The organism is Phocaeicola coprophilus DSM 18228 = JCM 13818 (assembly GCF_000157915.1).
Lineage (GTDB): Bacteria > Bacteroidota > Bacteroidia > Bacteroidales > Bacteroidaceae > Phocaeicola > Phocaeicola coprophilus.
The window spans coordinates 42,490-60,767 of record NZ_EQ973647.1 but is presented as its reverse complement, the minus strand read 5'-3'; the positions used below and the strand labels follow the sequence as shown (position 1 = coordinate 60,767).

Annotated in this window: 11 protein-coding genes and 3 pseudogenes; 5 read left to right on the top strand and 9 right to left on the bottom strand. The window is 45.3% G+C overall.

Annotated features, from left to right (window positions below; all coding sequences use genetic code 11):
- Positions 1–43: 43 nt before the first annotated feature.
- Genes BACCOPRO_RS13965 through BACCOPRO_RS17270 form a run of 3 tightly spaced genes read right to left on the bottom strand, consistent with a single transcriptional unit; the run spans position 44 to position 5,181 of the window.
- Entirely contained in the window at positions 44–2,998 is a 2,955-nt protein-coding gene (locus tag BACCOPRO_RS13965; protein ID WP_008144576.1) for a glycoside hydrolase family 2 protein, read from the bottom strand.
- 18 nt (positions 2,999–3,016) lie between these two features.
- Positions 3,017–4,531, bottom strand: coding sequence for an ASKHA domain-containing protein (locus tag BACCOPRO_RS13960; RefSeq protein WP_054856453.1), 1,515 nt, complete (start codon positions 4,529–4,531; stop codon positions 3,017–3,019).
- A 2-nt stretch (positions 4,532–4,533) separates the two neighbouring features.
- Positions 4,534–5,181 (bottom strand): vitamin B12 dependent-methionine synthase activation domain-containing protein, encoded by a 648-nt coding sequence (locus BACCOPRO_RS17270; protein WP_008144573.1) that lies wholly within the window; start codon positions 5,179–5,181, stop codon positions 4,534–4,536.
- A 261-nt stretch (positions 5,182–5,442) separates the two neighbouring features.
- Here BACCOPRO_RS17270 and BACCOPRO_RS13950 point away from each other — a divergent pair, with 261 nt between their 5' ends.
- Positions 5,443–6,774, top strand: coding sequence for an OmpP1/FadL family transporter (locus BACCOPRO_RS13950; protein WP_008144571.1), 1,332 nt, complete (start codon positions 5,443–5,445; stop codon positions 6,772–6,774).
- Between the two features lie 198 nt (positions 6,775–6,972).
- Complete coding sequence (locus BACCOPRO_RS13945) at positions 6,973–8,229, top strand: phosphoglycerate kinase (RefSeq protein ID WP_008144570.1); 1,257 nt, start codon at positions 6,973–6,975, stop codon at positions 8,227–8,229.
- Positions 8,230–8,313: 84 nt separating this feature from the next.
- Here BACCOPRO_RS13945 and BACCOPRO_RS18705 read toward each other — a convergent pair.
- Positions 8,314–8,435 (bottom strand): annotated as a pseudogene (locus BACCOPRO_RS18705) (IS982 family transposase); the annotation flags it as partial.
- A gap of 103 nt (positions 8,436–8,538) precedes the next feature.
- Between BACCOPRO_RS18705 and BACCOPRO_RS13940 the strand changes: the two are divergent.
- The 3 genes and pseudogenes from BACCOPRO_RS13940 to BACCOPRO_RS18555 all read left to right on the top strand — a co-directional run bounded on the left by BACCOPRO_RS13940 (position 8,539) and on the right by BACCOPRO_RS18555 (position 11,113).
- The gene (locus BACCOPRO_RS13940; RefSeq protein ID WP_008144569.1) at positions 8,539–9,612 is read left to right on the top strand and encodes a metallophosphoesterase; all 1,074 of its coding nucleotides are present in this window, start codon (positions 8,539–8,541) and stop codon (positions 9,610–9,612) included.
- A gap of 155 nt (positions 9,613–9,767) precedes the next feature.
- Positions 9,768–9,935 (top strand): annotated as a pseudogene (locus tag BACCOPRO_RS18700) (metallophosphoesterase family protein); the annotation flags it as partial.
- A gap of 98 nt (positions 9,936–10,033) precedes the next feature.
- Positions 10,034–11,113 (top strand): annotated as a pseudogene (locus BACCOPRO_RS18555) (OprO/OprP family phosphate-selective porin).
- Positions 11,114–11,163: 50 nt separating this feature from the next.
- Here BACCOPRO_RS18555 and BACCOPRO_RS13925 read toward each other — a convergent pair.
- The 5 genes from BACCOPRO_RS13925 to BACCOPRO_RS13905 form a co-directional block, all read right to left on the bottom strand.
- Positions 11,164–12,195, bottom strand: coding sequence for a DUF4837 family protein (locus tag BACCOPRO_RS13925; protein WP_008144563.1), 1,032 nt, complete (start codon positions 12,193–12,195; stop codon positions 11,164–11,166).
- Between the two features lie 19 nt (positions 12,196–12,214).
- A complete protein-coding gene (locus tag BACCOPRO_RS13920; protein ID WP_008144561.1) occupies positions 12,215–13,888 on the bottom strand; it encodes a M56 family metallopeptidase in 1,674 nt (557 codons plus the stop codon).
- On the bottom strand, positions 13,872–14,246 hold the full coding sequence (locus BACCOPRO_RS13915) for a BlaI/MecI/CopY family transcriptional regulator (protein WP_008144559.1): 375 nt from the start codon (positions 14,244–14,246) through the stop codon (positions 13,872–13,874). Before BACCOPRO_RS13915 ends, BACCOPRO_RS13920 begins: the two co-directional genes overlap by 17 nt.
- A gap of 247 nt (positions 14,247–14,493) precedes the next feature.
- Positions 14,494–16,131 (bottom strand): DUF3857 domain-containing protein, encoded by a 1,638-nt coding sequence (locus tag BACCOPRO_RS13910; protein WP_008144557.1) that lies wholly within the window; start codon positions 16,129–16,131, stop codon positions 14,494–14,496.
- A 33-nt stretch (positions 16,132–16,164) separates the two neighbouring features.
- Positions 16,165–18,135 carry a DUF3857 domain-containing transglutaminase family protein gene (locus BACCOPRO_RS13905; protein WP_008144555.1) on the bottom strand — a complete coding sequence of 657 codons (1,971 nt, stop codon included), beginning with the start codon at positions 18,133–18,135 and terminating at the stop codon, positions 16,165–16,167.
- Between the last annotated feature and the right edge of the window lie 143 nt (positions 18,136–18,278).

Sequence of the window (18,278 nt, the reverse complement as noted above, 5' to 3'; positions counted from 1 at the left end):
GCCAAACAAATATTACCTCAGAAAATCTACCTGAGAAAAGGTTTCATAAACGTATTTTGATCAGTCCGGAAACCGGAGTTACCTCCAGTTCCTTGCAATAATCACCCCAGGCTATTTCAGGGTAGTCCCAGCGATTATTGACATAAAGGATCAGCTGGTCGTCCGACATCTTGTTCATTCTGCATCCCAGACTGCCTTCACGCGACAGCACGGTCAGCAAATGATTATCCGCAGTTTTCAGCTGATACTCATAAATGTTCTCTTTCATTCCCTTTGCCTTATTCGTCAACGGACGCTGACAGATGGCTCCCTTGTCTGAGAAATAGTAATAATTATAGGTGTCCATATTCCAGGGCTGTTGCGGATCTTCCCCATATTCCACTTTTTTCTTATTATATAAAGGAGTCTGTCCTGCATTTCCGGCAAAATTATCTTCCGGGTAATAAGACCAGTACCCGTCACGTTTCCATTCCAGCTCTGCAAAATTATCCGTCAGATAGAACTTCAATCCGGCCTCTCTCAGCCAGCCGTTCGGTTCTCCCTGAGTCTGATAGTTGAATGTCACTGTTCCGTCAGCCTCCACTGTCATCTGAAGTTCCAGATCAACACCCAAATAGTTTCCGGAAAGGAAGACATGGCATTCCGAGCCTTTCAGCGCGTAACGAAAATCCTTCTTCTTCCAGTCCTTGTCGGCAACAATGTAGTTTTGGGCTTTGTCACGAACCTCTGCTCCGGTCAGGTGGTTCACATTCAAATCCAGATTCAGGAACGGACCTTTCCGGATGACAATTTCTCCATGTGAAGTTACATTTTCCATCAGTCCGGTAGACTTGTTAAAAGGAATTTCAAAACCTTTTCCTTTTAACTTCAGATATCCGTCCGTATCCTCAACCATCAGCTTCAAATTGCCGGAAGCATTCAGATATTCCGGCCGGACCGGATTTCCTATGGCTATTTCTTCCGCATCAATCAGTCGTCCTTCTGCATCAAAGAATTCGAGCAGGAAGCTGTTTCCATTTTCCCAGGCCTGAGCAGGCACGCTCAACACACCTTTGTCATGCGGATTCAGATCAGGAAGAGTTACGTCAAAAGTCTGTCCCTTGTAAGTGGCCTTAGCCGTAAGCTCATTGAGATTCGTATGGTCAAAACGGTTAAAGACCGGCAGCAGTATCGGAGTATTTCTGGTAACATCTCCCACCTGAGTCTTCAGCACACGGACAGGAGAATATGCCTTCTTGGTTCCCCAGAACTCGGGCTTTTCTCTCCGCCATACATCTACGATTCCCCATTCACCGTAACCGACACAGTTGCCGTTAAAGTCTTTCGGCTTCTTGGTATAGGCAAACTCAATCCAGTAAGAGGTTCCTTTCTTCGGAACAGGCAGCATAAACGTTTCATCGGAATAACACCAGATAGCTCCTCCCAGGCCACCCGGCGCCTTAAACAGATTACTCCACATTTTATCCAGAGAGATTGCCCAGAATCCCCGGATATTGGGATCATCCTGCAAGGTCGTATACGTGTAGCAAGGAACATGCGCCCACTCATCAAACAGAGCCGGTTTTCCTTCTCCCTGGAAACCACGGGTAGAAACATTAAACTGGGACAATGTACCGTCGCAGCCGGGATAGTGCATGCTTAACAGGTCGAATGCTGTTTTTCCTTTTTCCACCAGTCCCGGGTAACTGAATATCACCGGACGGGTCTTGTCTTCATTCTTCAGCCAGTCATACGACAGCTGGAAGTTCTTTCCATAAACGGATTCGTTACCGATCGACCAGAAAAGCACGGAAGCATGCGAACGGGAAGTAGCGACCATCTCTTCCAGCTGACCCAGATACTGGGCAGTAGCTTCCGGATCATCCTGACTCTTTCCGGGAGCATAATTCTTCTGACGGTAAGTATCCACAAAACAAACCGCCGTTTCACATTCTACATAAATACCTTCCCGGTCACAATATTTCAGGAAACTTTCTGTAGGAGGATAATGAGAAGTCCGGACAAAATTCATATTGGCACGCTTGAACAGCGCTGCATCCAGACTGTCCAGTTCCGGAGTAGAAGTACGCCCCAACGTAGGATGAATGTCATGACGGCAGGCTCCACGCAGCTTCACCTGCTTGCCATTGACCAGCATGCGGTCACCTTTCACCTCAATCTTCCGGAAACCGATTTCACGTTCAAACGAATATCCGCCGTCAGCCGACTGGACATTCACCTGCAAGACATAAAGGTTCGGATGTTCGGCATCCCACAACTCCGGACGGCTGATTCTGAAACGATGTTCATTGTCTCCCTGCTGACAGGCCAGAACACCGGACTCCAGGCAAACCCGGCCGCTTTTCTTCTCCTTTAAGGTAAATGAAACCTTGGCAGAAGCAGACATGGAATAAACAATGCGCAGATCAGCATCCTGATAAGCATCATCCAGCAAAGTCTCAACAAAGAAATCCCGCATGTTGCTTTCCGGAAGCGCATAGAGGGAAACACCTCTCAAGATTCCTCCGATAGGATGATGGGCGTATCCTGAAGCATAAGATATGTCATTCAGCCGGTCGGTTACTTCCAGACGGATTTCGTTTTTCTTTCCGATGCGGATCAAAGAGGTGATATCCGTTTCCCAGCGGGTAAATCCTCCGGCATGTTCGGCAGCCTGCTTGCCGTTGACCCACAGACGTGCATACGAATAAACTCCGTCAAAGCGTAAAATCACCTGCTTGCCCCGATAGTCAGCCGGCACAAGAATCGTCTTCTTATACAAAACCGGTTTATCATGCTCAATGCCATATCCCTGCATGGCCAGTTCCCCCGGAACCGTCACACGTTCCCATTTCTCTCCCGGAGCATACTGAAACTGCCACTCTCCGTTCAGGGAAATCACCTCGTCACGGACTCCCTCAACGACATCCGGCAGGGTACGCTGCACATTCTCCGCTTCCAGCATGCCTGCAAACCCCAGCAACAGCATGCTCAAAATTAAATGTTTCTTCATTTTCATATCCTGTTATCTTTAAAATTATTCATAAGGAAAAAACAAATGCTCACAATAGAAGTCCTGAAATTCCGCTGCTGTTTCAAGCGGACAATAGACCAGGCGCTGCAAAATATCTTTCCAGCCGGCAGTGTCCTGTCCGGTCAAAGAAAGTTTGCATCCCCAAAGGGCTGCATTGGGCAAGACCTGAAACCGGTCAGACGGAACCTGGGACAAAAGCCCCAGACGTTTGATTTTATCTACATTCAGGTGGTTGCCCAGTCCTCCCGTCACATACACACGGGTCAGATCTTCCATCCGGATTCCACTGTATTTCAGCAAGAAGGAAATGCCTGTTGCGATGGCAGCCTTGGCCAGTTGGAACTCACGAATATCGGCCAAAGTCAGGAACACTCCGTCCGCCAGCTGAAAATCTCCTGTATTTTCACCGGTTGTCATCCCTGTAAAATCAATGAAACCCTGCTGCAACAAACAATCAACGGCCTCAACCAGTCCGCTTCCACACAAGCCTTTGGGGGGTTCTCCTCCGATGGTAGTCACCACAAACTTTCCATCTTCAAACTCCACTCCGCTTATGGCCCCGTCGGAAGCCCGCATCCCACACGAAATATTAATACCTTCAAAAGCCGGCCCTGCAGCAGTAGAAGTACACCACAGTTTTTGCCGGTTGCCTGCAACCATCTCTCCATTGGTTCCCAGATCGATCAACAGGACATATTCATCAGAGTCAGCCATACCGCAGGCTTTGATTCCCGCCAGAATATCGCTTCCGATAAAATGACTGATGTTGGGAAGAAACTCAACGGAACAACGATCCGGCAGATCCCATCCTAATTCAGAAGGCAAGTACCTGTATCCGTCATTCAGCGGTGACTGAAAAGGTGCTGCGGACAAGGGACGGACGTCATAGCCTGCGAATAAATGGTGCATAACCGTATTGCCAACCAGCCGGATCCGGGATGGAATACAACCGGGACATTCACGGAGCAACTGAGCTATCTGTTTTCCGATCTCTTCACGCAACAAATCGCGCAGAAGAGCGGCCTGACGCTTATCCGACACCGCAAAGGCAATACGGGATATGATATCTGCTCCGTAGGTTGTCTGAGGATTGATTCCGCTACAGGTTGCAAGTACCTTTCCCGTATGCAACGCCACCAGCTGGGAAACGACCGTTGTGGATCCGACATCCACAGCAACGGCATATTCCTCTTTCCCGCCGTTTCCTGTAATCTCAGACTCATCCGTCTGTATGTCCATCGCCCCCTCAGGTATTTCGATGGTCAGGTCTTCCGTCAGCACCGTCAGACAGGCCAGACACCATTCCGAGGACAAATGTTTCCGTTCGAGGAATGCCCTGTGAACTTCCGTTTTCTCTACCTGTCCGGAAAGAATCCGTACCTTACAGTTACCGCACAGTCCTTTTCCCCCACAGGGAAATTCCAGATGACAGTTTTTCAGCACTTCATAAAGAGATGTCCCTCTGTCGGCAGAAAGAGTTACTCCCAAAGGTTCAATATGTAATAGACACTGCTTCATTTTTACCACTTTAAAGAACGATAAGCGCAATTAGGCAACCTGCAGTCTCCACAACCGCTTTCTTTATAAATCACCTGATCACCTATGCCGACAACTCCACTCATGGATTTTACAGGACGCATCAGCATGGAAGAGGACAAGGTAATTCCCCACTGGTCAGCACCGGACAAAGGCAACAGTTTTTCCTGCTCTTTCAAGTCCCAGCCACAATATCCGGGCCCCCAGTGAGAGGTGATCTTCAGATGATCTTTCGCCACTTCTTCCCGAAGTTCCTGTTTCAGCAGGCGCATCAGCTGCTCCAGGGCCCAGTTTGAAAGCTTATCCAGCCAGTAAGCCGTGATAAAATCAAACTCCTTATTATATTGTTCGATCAATCGGGAAATATCTTCACCTAACGTAATTGATACGACCGCCAATGACGACGATCCCCTCAAAGCATGAGCTATTTTGTATCCTGTATGAAAAGGTATACCTTCCAGCACAAATCCGTCTGCATCCAGATGAATGGTTTCATAGACTCTGTAGCCTCCTGCCGGATGGATAGTGCGATTGAATGCTTCAACGACTCCTTCCAACTGATCGGCCAATGAATCACTCAACTCCAGCAAGGCGCCTGCTTCATCTGTCGTAATATGTAAGTTATACACCATAGCACACAAGGTTAATAATACAATAGCAAAGATAGAGGTTTAAAAATAAACTGCTTGTCACAAAATTTGCACATTCTAACAATATATTTGCAAAGAGAACAAAGCAAGCAAACGAAACAGAATTCTCAAAAGCTACTTCGCCTCAAATAGTTACAAATAAAACAATTTCATTTTGAATTATTAGTAAGAAATAAAAGAACAAATATTTGGTTCACATGTCCTTTTAAACTACCTTTGCAGCCGAATTTTAAAGAGATTTACATGTCAACAAAGAAATTTTTGCTGATCGGTGCAGCGACACTGATCGTTTCAAATCCAACTTTTGCAGGAGACTATTTGACCAATACGAATCAGAATGCAGCTTTTCTCCGTATGGTGGCACGAGGAGCTTCCATCGATGTAGACGGAGTATACAGCAATCCCGCCGGACTGGCTTTTCTGCCTAAAGACGGATTCCACCTGTCACTGACAGGACAGAGTGCCTATCAGACCCGTGAAATTCATGCAAGTACTCCGCTTTGGACTCAAGATGGAAATATCACCGAGAAATATTATAAAGGAACAGCTTCAGCTCCGCTTATCCCCAGTTTCCACGGTGCTTACAAACGTGACAATTGGGTAATCTCTGCCGGATTTGCCATCACGGGCGGAGGAGGAAAAGCATCCTTCGACAACGGACTTCCCATGTTTGATGCCATGGCTGCAGGCCTGATTGCCCAGCAGTCACAAGGACTGGTCACTCCTTCCATGTATGACATCAATACGGCTATGGACGGAAAGCAATACATCTATGGTGTACAACTGGGATTGAGCTACAAAATCAATGACTGGCTGAGCGTGTTTGCCGGAGGACGCATGAACTATGTGAAAAGTGGCTACGAAGGTTACCTCATCGCAAAAATGAAAGAAAGTTATGGTGGAAAGACACTTGCTGATCTACAGCTGAAATGCGACCAGAGCGGATGGGGACTCACTCCGATCATCGGCATCGATGCAAAGTTGGGACGATGGAACCTGGCTGCCAAATATGAATTTAAGACCAACCTGAACATAGAAAACAAGACCGACAAACTGCTGGTGCCGGATGGTGTACCGGAATCCGTACTTAAGCCCTATGCAGACGGTGAACAGACACCGAGTGACATTCCGGCTTACCTCAGTGTAGCTGCCGGTTATGAAATCCTGCCTAACCTGAGAGCTTCAGTAGAATATCATTTCTTCGATGACAAACGTGCAGGTATGCTCAATGACCGCCAGAAAACCCTGACACACGGAACCCATGAATACCTGGCCGGTATAGAATGGGATATCGTCAAAATGCTGACTGTCAGCGGAGGATTCCAGAAGACCAGTTACGGACTGAGTGATGATTTCCAGACAGACACCAGCTTCTATTGCAGTTCTTACTCACTGGGATTCGGTGCCAGAGCCAGACTCAGCGAAGCTTGGAGCATTGATATTGCTTATTTCTGGACAAATTATGAAGATTACGAAAAAAGCTCAGACAACTATAACGGTACAGGAATGCCGGGAACGGATGTATACAGCCGCACCAACAAGGTATTCGGACTGAGCCTCAACTATCAATTCTAAATACAGAACAAACACGCGAGCCGTCTGTCTGCAATTCTGCAACAGACGGCTTTTTTTATCTCGCTGTTCCAATATTCAGATAAAATAACACATCTGGCGAAAATAATTTCATCAAAATCACACCTGTCACATTTTTTTCTTAACTTTGCGCTGCATCTAAGAAAATAAGATTCAAACAACTTTTTAAAATAAGGAATTATGATGACTATTGACAAATTCAACTTTGCCGGCAAAAAGGCAATCGTTCGCGTTGACTTCAACGTACCTTTGAACGAAGAAGGTAAAATTACTGATGACACCCGTATCCGTGGTGCCCTGCCTACCCTGAAAAAAATCTTGGCTGACGGTGGTGCACTGATCATCATGTCACACATGGGTAAACCCAAAGGCAAAGTAAACGCTAAATATTCTCTGAGCCAGATCGTTGACGCTGTTGCTGCAGCTCTGGGTACTCCGGTTCAGTTTGCTCCGGACTGCGCTAAAGCACAGGAAGCTGCTGCTGCATTGAAACCGGGTGAAGTTCTGTTGCTGGAAAACCTGCGTTTCTATCCGGAAGAAGAAGGTAAGCCTGTAGGTATCGAAAAAGAAGATCCTGCTTACGAAGATGCAAAGAAAGCTATGAAGGCTTCTCAGAAAGAATTTGCCAAGACTCTGGCTTCTTACGCTGACTGCTATGTAATGGATGCTTTCGGTACTGCTCACCGTAAACACGCTTCTACTGCTGTTATCGCTGACTACTTCGATGCAGACCACAAGATGCTGGGTTACCTGATGGAAAAAGAAGTACAGGCTGTTGACAACGTATTGAAAGATATCAAACGTCCGTTCACTGCTATCATGGGTGGTTCTAAAGTATCTACTAAGATCGGTATCATCGAAAACCTGATGGATAAAGTAGACAACCTGATCCTCTGCGGTGGTATGGCATTTACTTTCGCAAAAGCACAGGGTGGTAAGATCGGTAACTCACTAGTTGAAGACGACAAACTGCAGCTGGCTTTGGATATCATCGAAAAGGCAAAAGCAAAAGGTGTAAACCTGGTTCTGGGTTGCGACTGCATCGCTGCTGATAAATTTGCTAATGATGCCAACACTCAGGTTTGCGACGACAAGAACATTCCTGACGGATGGATGGGTCTGGATGCAGGTCCTAAGACTCGCGAAGAATTCAAGGCTGCTATCAAGGGTGCCAAGACTATCCTGTGGAACGGTCCTGCCGGTGTATTCGAAATGGACAACTTCGCTGGTGGTTCTAAAGCTATCGCAGAAGCAATCGCAGAAGCTACTAAAGAAGGTGCTTTCTCACTGATCGGTGGTGGTGACTCTGTAGCTTGTATCAACAAGTTCGGTATGGCTGACCAGGTATCTTACATCTCTACTGGTGGTGGTGCTTTGCTGGAAGCTATCGAAGGCAAGATCCTGCCGGGTATCGCAGCTATCCGCGGTGACAAATAAGATTTGATTCTTATCAATCATACATTACCCCAGCAAGAAAATCTTGCTGGGGTATATTTTTGTTTTCACACATGGCAAGTACCATATCCTCATATCTGGCATTCTATTCCTGTCTTCAATCATAAATTTTCCTGTTGCAACGTAAATTTCTTGCAAAAATCATCGGCCATACAATAAATCTCTGTAACTTTATGCCCGGGGAACATAGGGGCTATCGTTTAAATGCTATAATTTGATACTATAAATTTACACTTTATTACCTCTAATATTCGGATAAATATATTAATATTTTTATCACGTTAAATTATTATGAAAACCATATTATCTGCTTTTTTATTGATATGTTGTAGTCTGATTTCACAGGCTCAGGTTTATCCGGTCAATGCTAATTTGGAAGACGAGAAATCCTTTTCCATGATTCTACTTCCTGACCCGCAAAGCTACATCAAGTTTGCAGCCAACCAGCCTCTCTTTGATTTACAGACCGCCTGGATTGCTAATAATATTGAAACACTTCATATTAAAAATGTACTTTGTACAGGAGATTTGGTAGAGCAAAACAGTATAATCCAGGCTGATGGTATCAATGGTGACCAAACAAGCCGGGAACAATGGGAAGCTGTTTCCCGTTCTTTCGAAAAACTCGATGGTAAAGTTCCTTACGTAGTATGTACGGGCAATCACGACTACGGCTACAAAGCTTCCGAGAAAAGATTCACACAGTTCCGATATTATTTTTATCCGGAACGCAACCATTGTCTACAGGAATCATTAATTGCTGCCGGAAACAATTACGAAGGACTTCCTACTCTCGAAAACGCCGTATACGAATTCATTTCTGATACATGGGGAAAAATCCTTGTACTCAGTCTTGAGTTCGCACCTAGAGACGAAGCCATTGAATGGGCCAGACACATCATCGGGGATAAAAAATATAAGGACCATAAAGTGATACTGCTTACTCACTCTTTCCTGGATTATGAAGGCAAACGTTTTATTACGGAAAATTATCAGATGCAGGATGTGAACTATGCGGAAGCTTTATGGCAAAAACTGGTTTATCCTTCCGATAATATCAAGCTTGTAATTTGCGGTCACGAATGTCACATTACAGACTATGCACAACAAGTCAGTTTCCGGACGGACAAAAACCATTCAGGGAACGAAGTAGCCCAGATGATGTTCAACGCGCAAACAGCCGACGGTCAATGGTTTGGCAATGGAGGAGATTGCTGGCTGCGTATTCTTGAATTCAAACCGGACGGAAAAACAATTTCAGTACGTACTTTCTCTCCCTTATTTGCCCTTTCTCCAACGACCTGCCAATATGCATGGCGTAAACAACCCTTTGATCAGTTTAATATAACATTAACAGAAAAATGAAAAAGTATCTTTGTATCTATTGCCTATTATGCATGGCTGCACTAGCCTGTGCACAAAACTTAAAGTTCAATGCCAACGGAAAGTTCAAAATCGTCCAGTTTACCGATGTACACTACATTTCTGATGATCCACGTTCTGACATAGCCATTGAACCCTACGGACGTTATACTGGTGGAAATACCGTTTACAACAATCTGTCCAACGGGGCCCGTATCATCGAACTGACTGAAGGAGAAAAAGGATTCCGCACCTGGATTCGTGTAAAGAATCATACGGAACAAGAAGTGACATTTCCAGAAAGTTTTTTAAAACCCAATAAATAATTTCTACCAAAATACACTGATTTTTAATACCATAACCAATTTACTGACCAAGCATAAAAAAACCTTCCAATCTGATACGTGTACTTTCTCTGTTATTTTTGCTCCCTGTCGTTCTAACCGTCCAGGCCGAAAAAAAATACAGTTTAGGAGGCAGATTGTTTCTAGATGGAGGTATTTTTACAGCTTCTCCCGCCTGTTTCAATTCAGGTGTTGGCATATCAGACCTGCGTATTACGGGCAAAGCCGATTTTGGTGATGGATGGTACACCAAATTGGATGTAGGATTTGCTTCAAACAAAGTGAGACTGAAAGACGCCTTCTTGCAGAAAACGAAAAACGGACACATGCTGAGGATAGGCTATATGATAGGGATGTTCAGTCTGGACCAGTCTGTCAGTACCAATGATTATCTGTTCATGACTGGTACCAACGTGGCAGAAATATTTTATCCCGGTCGAAGAATTGGAGCATCCTACACCTGGTCGAAATCAAAATTTTATGCATCAGGCAGCGTATTCTGCGGAGATGGTCTCAACTTCCATAAGAATATCAAACAAGGAGTAAATGCTACATTACGTTTCGTCTACAGACCGTTGGACAATGCACATACCCTGCTTCACATCGGAACAGGTGGCCTGTACAAACGCCCGGATAAGAATACAGAAACCGGATAGAGAAGCATTTCATTAAAAGGTACGGGAGACACATACCTGCCCGTACCTTTTGTATTCGACTCGACAATCAGCCACAGTCAATGCCAATATCAATGGAACATCGAATCTATCTTCCATCACCTTAAGTTCTTCCTGCAGGGAGAAGTTATGGGCATGATCATCAGGCGAAATAACAGCCCCAGCTACAACGCTTATGGCGGATATATAGAAGGTGGATATTTTATTTTAGGAAACCGGCTGGGATATGACCGAAGAGATGCCCTGCCATTATGCCCTGAAAATAAAAACTCACTAGCCATATTTGTACGCGTTAACCATACGAATCTGAATGATTCTGACCTGAAATGCGGCGCATTGACGGATCTTTCCGCCGGGATGAATTACTATCTTAACAAACATATTATCTTCCGGTTAAACTATTCGCATGTAAAGACAGACCAATATTCAGCCCTAGGAAAAGCACATTATAATGTATTACAATCCCGCATACAGATAAAGTTTTGAGTTGTTACTCATGTTCTTGCCAGACAGGATAACCAGTGCCTTCCGTCACCTTATTCTTCCGAAATCTGACTGTCTACAGGAAGCTCTCCCACCTCTTTCTCCTGCGGAAGTTTCAGGGTATAAAGGGCTGCATTCAGTTTACGGATCTGGTCACGCTTCAGTTTGCCCGGATTATAGACAAAACCTTCTACGACGACAATCCGGCCGTTCGTACGGTCCACACGGGCATGTGAAACGAAAGGACCTCCCATCGCATCGTTCTCCATCTCCCACAAACCACGTACTTCATATGCATAATCACCCTGCACCGCAATGTTACGTGCATCTACAAACATGGAATCAGCAGTCACCATATACATACCTTCTTTTGCTCCCGGAAGGTTGGCTTTCATCACAGAATCCCGTTTCTCTATGAAATATGCCTTTGTAAAGGTTTCCTTGCTGGCATACGGATAAGTATAGATAACAAAGTTCAGATCATTCAGGTTGCTGGAAGCCCACAGGAACTGCTGGCCGACCTTGTACGAAGCCAGTTCTACCGGCATCCAAATGTCACAGTCAAACAAGCTTTGCACCTTGGCTGACAAGACCTCATTATGCTTCTTCTTCAACAGCTTTACTTCCCGGTTCATTTCTGCACGGGTAAAGAAATCAATAATCACCTGCCCATGCCTGGATACATATTCGGCAAACTCTTCCTGACTCGGTGACTGGATAGTCATAATCATCTGTGGAGAAGCATACGCATCACGGGTATACTTGAATTTAGTCTGAGTATAAATGTCCTGAATATCCGCGATAATGATGTTGCGGAACAAGCGGGTACTACGGTTAAAAGACTCCGGACGAACTCTCGAAATCCGGAAAGAACGCTCCGGCTGGGGCAACCCCGGAACATCGGTATCAAGCACGTGGAAAAGCGCACTGTCCGGACTGTTCCAACATTGGTCATCAGCAACCACCAATACCTCATAAGGCCGGCCACTGGATACCGGAGTCACAATACTTTTACCCTCCTTATGGCAAGAAGCAAACACAAATATAACTGATATAAGACTTGAATAAAAGGCTAAAGGTTTCATAAATTTAAAGGTATCAATTCTAAAAATCGTTCGTAAGATTCAGTTTAAGCATATATCCTTTGCGCAATACCTGCTTGATATCATACACCACTCCTTCAGAAGCATCCGAAGGAATCTTCAACGAAACTGCAAAGTTTTCAGCCTTATTTTCCTCACGCAACTGCATGATTTTCGAAGAAAGTTCATCCAGCGAAAAATCCTTCAACTCTCCTGCCAACCTGTTGTCTACCCAGAACTGGATTCCATATCCCGGCAACGGAACACTCTTGTCGGCCACTCCTGCCGGAACATCCGCATATGCTTTCGGAGAAGCATAATAGAAACGGGAAGTCAGACATTTGTCCACCAGCTCCTGAGGATAAGTTTTCGAAAGTTCCTGCCTGGCCTCACCATACGCTTTCATCAGTTTCTGCTTGGCTGTAGTAATAGCTCCCATCTTCGCATTGCGGTCGGCTACAATACGGACAACAATGGGAAACATCTCCTTTTTCTGTTTTGAATACAGCTCAGCGAATGCGTCTGTCAGTTGCTTCCTGACCTTGTCCGTCATGGCTTCCCAATCAACAAGCTCCTTCTTTGAAACAGGATTTTCCGGCCCGAAAAGGAAGTGGTTCCGCTGGTTGCAATACAATTCCAGAACATACGCCTTTTCCGACGAAATATGATCCAGCATCAGATTGTCTGTGTCCCGCCGCTGTTCCGCATCCCTTACCACCAGTCGGGATTTCGCCTTTCCCTGATTCTTTGTCTGAAGAACTGCACTATAATCTGCTACCGTTTCTTTCACTTCCGGCTTCGCAAAGGCATACACTACTCCTGCAGCCAGAGGTACGGCCAACAAGACACGCAGCCGGACCCACTTGGTGTTTCTTTTTTTCGACATCATAGAAATACGTTTTTTAAGTGAACTGTGAGTAAAACCGCAAGCCATAGAGTAGAGCCTTGAACCCACTGCTTTCCTCACCAATAACAATTGATATATTTTTACATCGAAGCCTTGATCTAATACACCTTCATCGGCCTGATACTCATGAACACCACTAAGTTCATGCTTCAGTTTCCACACCAACGGATTCCACCAATGAAAGATTAAGATGAGCTGTATCAGCAGATTATCATAACAATGTCCGTAGCGGCAATGCATTTCCTCATGCAGACAGACCGGAGAGGATGCTTCATACTCCTGACGGCTCATGACGATATACGTCCCCCAGCTGAAAGAGCGGACAGGAATATCGTACAACACCCATCGTAGTCCATTACACTTTTTATACTCTTGCCGGTTTATCCAGCGGAACAGACGGAGATAGCCTGCAACCCATTGTAAGAAAACAAAAGTACATCCCGACAGATAAACCACCATCCATATCACAAGCCAGTCCCAATGACTGGTTTCCGGCCGAACAGTCTCTGCCATACCGGCAGCAGGAGCTGGTATTACTTCAACTGGCTGTTCCCATTCCTGCATAAGCCTGAAAGGAGACTGCACTAAAGGTTCATGCTCCAGTTCCAGAGAGACGAAAGGCAATAACAGACAGGTCAGCATTCCGCCCACCAGTACCCATCGGTTCAAAGAAAAACGAGTGGTCGAAGCGAAAAACAACTTATAGAACCCATAGAGCAATGTCAGGCAGAATGAGCTTTTCAGTAAATAGATCAAAAAGGCTACCATAAGTTCAAGATTTACGATCATTCTTTTCCTGCTCTATCTGAGCTATCAGCTGCTTCAGTTCTTCCAGGTCCATTTTCTCATCTTCAATAAACTGAGAAACAACCTTGGTATAAGAATTATCAAAATATTGGGCAACAATCTCCCCGATCGCCGAACCCTTGTATTCATTTTCAGTTATCTTAGCCTCGTAACGGTAGGTATTCCCAAACGCACGATAACTGACAAAACCCTTTTCTGCCAACAGTTTCACCAGGGTAGCTACCGTATTGTAATGTGGTTTAGGCTCCGGATAGAATGCCAGCATTTCACGAATGAACAAAGGACCTTCGGCCCATAAGATATTCATTATTTCTTCTTCTTTTGCCGTCAGTTTCTTCATAAACAGATCATTTAAGATTAATACAATACGAAGATATAAAATTTTTCAGACAAACAACTAAATATATTAGTAGATCTACTAATATTAATAGTAATTAACAACAAAAGCGAAAGTTCAGACAGTTTACTGAAAACGCAAGCAGATTTCAACAAATGAGCCGTATCAAAACCTTGTTTCAAGTAATGATACGGCTCATGTTCTTATCCTGACAGGATAATCTGATATTCCATCAAAATCTATCTAAAAATCATTCTGACACTTTTTTCACGACCAGAGTATGATTGTTGGTATCTCTCCATTCTGACAGAAGAGCGTAAAGTTCCTTATAATTTGCCGGAGTCTGCAACTGACGGTCAATGCGAATGGAACGTGTTACTTTCACTCCTCCTTTCACTGCCTTATAACTGAAGACTACTTTTCCGCACGCATTGCTTATTTCCTTGTCTGCATGTCCGGACCATTTCATTCCTTCAGGAAGACGGACTATGGTTTCCAATGCACAATCCACCATTCTCGGCAAAAGAATCTTTTCTGAAATACTTGTATTACCGGCATAAGCATAAAGTGAATGTACCGGAGTCGGATCAGACAAAGGAACGATTCCCCATCCATCTGCCAGCTCTTGCAATTTGTCACTCTTAACCTCCAGCGTATCAATTGTTCTTGCTTCCTTTGCACCCAGATAGGATTCCAGCATCAGTTTTTTGCCTTGCAGATCCGTAATGGTCATGAAAGGCTGCAAACAAGCTTCTTCCGTTCCTGTCAAAGCTACTTTCTCCGGCATTTTTTTGCTCTGACACACCAGTGACATAACCGTAGCCAGTCCCCGGTTTCCATCCACTGACGGACGTAAGGCACATACTGCAACTTCTGCTTCCAGTCCGGCAGCCCGCTGCAAAGTAACATCCAGATTAACCAGTTCCGCCTGAGTTCCATAGGCAGAAGTAATCACTTCCGATGCCGGACGTAACCGGTAACCGGCGTCCTGTAACGAAACATTGCAATGTCCCAGCTGATAAAGTCCCGCCATATAATTTGCAATGGCATTACGCATTGCCTGAGGATTGCCTTCCAGCCCCTGAGTCAGCTCAGCAACCTTTCCTTCTACTACGGAAGTATTGCCAACGGCAAACTGCTTCTGCAAATACTTCACCGCTTCTGTATATCCGGGCCATGTGGAAGCAACAAAAACCGGCATCATACCACTGGCTATGGCCTGCACAAGTCCCAAGTTTCCTCTTCCGGAAGGATAAGCATAAGGGCGGGGCGCTACATCTTTCAAAGTCCATATAAAGGACTTCATTCCATTTCCCTGGGCAATAACCGGTTTGGCCGATGCATTCAACAGCTCATAGCGAACGGATTTCCCAGCCGGAACATTCAACCGGAAGATAAATTCCTTGACAGGAGAAAGTTCCTTTACCGGACAACATACATCCAGTTCCGGCAAATATCCCGCCTTGCTCACAATGGAATAATCCAGATAAATCGTAGCTCCCAGTTCCAGTCCTGTATGTACAACCACCATTTCCTTCAGATGATTATATGCCGGAGCATTAGCCGCAGAAGACGGCAGCACTTCTACCAGTGCATTGGAAGGAGTCTTGATCACCGTACCATCCTTCTGACGCGTGTACGACTCATGGATGGTCAGTTCCTGAAATTCCGGATCATAAACGATAAATGTTTCTCCGTACAAACCATTCATCGCCGCATGAGTAAACAGAGTCAGTTCCTTCTGTACACGCAACTCCTGACTGCCGTCAGCACGTAAGGTATAAGTTTTCGAGAGTTTACGGAACTCCGCTTCCGATTCTGCCTTTACCGGTAAAACAGCCAGTAAAAGCATCCCTAATATTCCTATATAGATTGATAATGTCTTCATCACTTTTTCATTTTAAAACAGTTCGATACGCCGTTATTTCTTCAGTACTATATATTCCCCGCATTTCTTGGCAGCATTCACAGCCTTACGGAAACTGTCCCAGTCAGAAGCTTCATACACCCGTTTCTTCAACCGAAGAGAGGTCTTCAGCTGCAAACGGTTTCCGTCCTGTCCCAGGTATCCGGTAAATCCTGCACCCGGACCATCCAGATTTTCCAGCTTCTCGCCTCCCTGCAACTGATAGCCGGAAGGAATTCTCAATGTTTCTTCCAGTTCTACCAAACGGGAGCAGGCATCCTTGAATCCATATTTCCGTTCTTCCAGATTTGTATCTATCCGCAGATAAGATAAAACCTGTGTATAAAGATTATTCAGAACAAATGGTTTAAAAATCAGCACTCCCTGATCTGACTTCAGTGCATAGTCAGGGATTTCATAACGGAACGTCATGCGGATCGGTGCACGCTGGTAGTCTTTCGGTGAACGTCCATAGTCAACACCTTCCAGACGCGCCTTAGGAGATACATTCAGCAACTGGCGTTCCAGAGCGTTTTTCCATTCACTTTGGAAACCGGTTGTAAAGATCCGGCGGATATTGCTGTCACTCTGGCCTTCTGCCTCAATGGTGAAAGATCCTTTTAAAGTTCCCTTATCGTCCAGTACATTATTTGCCTGAATCCGTACATAATGGTTCTCAGGAGCAGAGATGGGAGTAATGCAAAGGTCGGTTCCCTCCGGTGTACCCGGCAGGTAATTCTGCTGCTGTTCGGCACTGCTCCACAATTCCCGGCAGAAAGGTACCCATGTCGGATCGAGCGGCATCATAGTACCGTCACTCAGTTTCACCACTGCCACACAATGGTTGAAATGATCGGCCGGAATCGTTTCTACCCGGCTTCCAGCCATTGTCATTGCCGGAAAGGCTTCAAATCCGGCCATCCGCAGGAATGCAATCAGTGTTCCTGCAATATCCTTACATACTCCACAACGGTCTGTATAATTCATTTTCAGGTTATGCAGTGTAAATCCTTCTCCTTTTCCCATGGAAATACCTGCATACCGGATGTTATCAGCCACCCAGTGAGTCAGTACCGCAACCTTTTCCAGTTCGGCTTTCTTTCCCCGGATCAGTTCATCCACCTTTTTCTGAGCTTCCGGTATAGCCGTGAAACTGCCATAGTCTTCATTGACTCCATAAAACCAGCGGGACTTTTCTTTCCAGTCCGGAGTTGTCGACATCATCAGTTTCGGAGCAGCATCATATAAGTCTACCATATTCGGCTCACGACGGAACGGCATCATTTCATTTTTTGCAAATGTATAGACCTTACGTCCATCCTCGTAGCGCATGGACGAACTGCAATCACCCTGATAGAACTGAAACTGGATTTCTTTTTCTGCCGGAAGACTTACCCGATATACCTTGCGCAAAGTCGGATCACTGCTCCAGAAAGGTACAATATCATAGAATTGTCCACGCATGGGAGGAATGAAACGGGAATCATCTCCTTCCTGAGGCATATCGCCCAGCAATGCATAAGTAAATCCTTTCTTATCAATTTCATAATCGATAATATCCCCCGGTTCCAGCTGTCCCAGTTCCAGCATGATCTGGCGGGCTCCCCAGTAAATAGCCCTTGCCGGAGCAGCATAATCGCATGTTTTGGACACATCCACCGGAGTGTATGTTCCATCCGAATGATAAATAGTGACCCGCTTGAATACAGCAGCTGCTGTCAACGGATCATAATCGTATTTCAAGACACGTTGCTGAAGTGCACCGACCGGTGTCTGTACCTGAACGGCCCGGCAAACGGCAAACGATCCCTGTCCGGTGGGTTCAACCGTTACACTCGTACTGTCTAATAAATTCACACAATGATAGCCTGCATATTTTTTATCCAGAGTTACAGGTCCTCCGCCTCTCCATGACTGGGCATACATACTTGTTCCCCCCAACAGCAGAACAGCCAGCCCCACGAGAGATAATTTTGTCTTTTTCATATTGAACAGGTTACTAATTATACATAACTGGCTAAAGATACATATTCTCCTGCAACCAGCCTAGCAATCGTGAATTTTTATTTTCAAGCCAGTGGAAAGTATCAAAATGACAGTTTGGAAATCTGACTTTTCAAGCGTTTTTC